The organism is Pseudoalteromonas sp. CO325X (assembly GCF_004208955.1).
In the GTDB taxonomy this organism is placed as follows: domain Bacteria; phylum Pseudomonadota; class Gammaproteobacteria; order Enterobacterales; family Alteromonadaceae; genus Pseudoalteromonas; species Pseudoalteromonas ruthenica.
The window spans coordinates 1-1,520 of sequence record NZ_SGPG01000041.1; the positions used below are offsets into that span (position 1 = coordinate 1).

Annotated in this window: 1 protein-coding gene; it reads right to left on the minus strand. The window is 47.2% G+C overall.

Going from position 1 to position 1,520, the window contains the following annotated elements:
* Positions 1–323: 323 nt before the first annotated feature.
* Positions 324–1,478, minus strand: a complete 1,155-nt coding sequence (locus tag EXT46_RS18675; RefSeq protein ID WP_130149074.1) for an IS110 family transposase — start codon at positions 1,476–1,478, stop codon at positions 324–326.
* Positions 1,479–1,520: the final 42 nt, after the last annotated feature.

Below are 1,520 nucleotides of genomic sequence, written 5' to 3' on the forward strand. Positions count from 1 at the left end.
GCGTTGGTATGACTCCCTCTGTCAAGTTAAACACAGCGTTGCCTGCCTAACTTTTTAAGCCCTTAATAATCAGTTTGTCGCTCAATAAGTTGAGTTAACGCATCGAATGAAGCAAGTAATGTCGTCGGTTATCATGCTGGTATCCGTGGATTACCAATCTGTCGATTAGCAGCGCCTACCTTACTTAGCCCGTCGTGGCACCTGTCTTCAGTCTATGTTCGTGGTTCAATCAATATTTCTATTCATTGCCATCCTAACGCCCTCGGTGGTTGTGCCACACCCGATGCTTGATCCAATACGCTAACTCAAATTCTGTTTTCATTTTATGCCGGTACCCTCGCGATACGTAATTTTGGATTGACCGGACTTAGTACTGTTTCTCTGGCTATTGCCCAGATATACGCAGCCATTTCTCTGGCAATCGCAGTGACTACCACGTTGTAATGCTTGCCCTTATGCATCAGGCGCTGATAGCGGCGGCATAGCCGTAGTTGCGCCTGCCAGGCCATATCGACAATCAACTTAGGTAAACCTTCCTGCCGTTTTTGCAGTTCGGTCGTAACAGCTGCCTGATAACGATAACTGTGTGCGCCTTCAACGAGTAACCGTCTTGCTCGGCCATTGCCACATTTGGTGATTGCGCCTAAATGACGTTTGCCGCCACTGGAATGTTCCGATGGCACCAGCCCTAAATAACTCATTAATTTTCGGGGATGGTCAAAGCGGGTTAAATCTCCCAGTTCGGCAATCACACCGGCAGCGACTAGTAAGCGAACGCCTCGCATCGCCTGAATGGCTTTAACCACCGGATAATATCGCCAGCTCCTGACCTGATACTCAAGTTCATTATCGAGCCGTTTCAGCCTGTCCATCCGTTCATTGATGGTTTGGATATATTCTTGCAACACGATTTGCTGTGCTGGATGAGGCAACACCAGTTCGGTGAGCCACCTAAGGTGTTTGAGTGACCAGTTTGCTGTTCCGCTGTAATTGATGTTATTGCGCAGAAGCAGCGCTTTTAATTGGTACTTAGCATCTTTCAAATCTTTCATGGCTGTTTCTCTAGCGCGAGATAAGTCTCGCACGGCCTCGTCTTCCGGCTCCGGAACATAAATCGGAGTGAGGTCTTCAGATTTTAGTAATTTGACCAACTTAATGGCATCACGCTTATCGGTCTTTACACGCTCGCCAGGCTTTTTGGGGATAAGCGACGGGGCCACCACATAACAACAATGCCCTAGGCTAGTGATAAGCCGATAAATCCAGTAACCACAGGGTCCTGCTTCATAGACGAAGTGCAAAGTTGCGTGTGGGTACTTAGATTCAAATTGCCTGACGAGCTTTTTAACGGCCGCTTTAGCCGAAGGAATACGGCCGTAATGGACGGGCTGGGTACCACGGTGATCTTCAAGATAGGCCACTTCATTAAATTCTTTATGCGTATCTAAGCCAATGAAAAGTATGCTATGTTTGTTCATGCTAGCCTCTGCTGTTTAGTTAATTTGCAAACTAATTATGGC

What these genes read in the sequence shown, in the direction of transcription:
- EXT46_RS18675 (WP_130149074.1), bottom strand. Translation starts at nt 1,478, where the DNA reads ATGAACAAACATAGCATACTTTTCATTGGCTTAGATACGCATAAAGAA.